The 407-nt window shown below is 56.0% G+C and carries 1 pseudogene; it reads left to right on the forward strand.

Features of this window, described 5'->3' with window-relative positions:
* Positions 1 to 103: 103 nt before the first annotated feature.
* Positions 104 to 407 (forward strand): annotated as a pseudogene (locus FYC48_RS22040) (IS256 family transposase); the annotation flags it as partial.

Below are 407 nucleotides of genomic sequence, written 5' to 3' on the forward strand. Positions count from 1 at the left end.
GAGATATGATCGAAAGTCGTGTTCTTGATTGAATGAAAAAAGGCGGCGTATCCTGTTGAAACTATCACCCTTCAACGGCCCAACGCGGGCACAAGGACACGCCATGAACCAGACTAAAACACAGCGGCACGCCGCACCAGTGGACGAACAGCTCGATCCCGAAGTGATTTCCTTCCGGGCTCAGTTTGATCAGAAAAGCCCGCTCGATGAGATCATCCGGGAAGGGGCCAGGCGAATGTTGCAATCGGCGATCGATGCCGAGGTCGAAGCCTTTATCCAAGAAAATGAAGGGCGGCGGGATCACAAAGGCAGACGCCAAGTGGTCAAGAACGGCCGGCTACCCGAGCGGGAAGTCTTGACCGGCGCGGGTGCGATTCCCGTTTCCCAGGGACGTGTCCGTGACAATC

The sequence above is a fragment of the Roseiconus lacunae genome (assembly GCF_008312935.1).
GTDB lineage: Bacteria > Planctomycetota > Planctomycetia > Pirellulales > Pirellulaceae > Stieleria > Stieleria lacunae.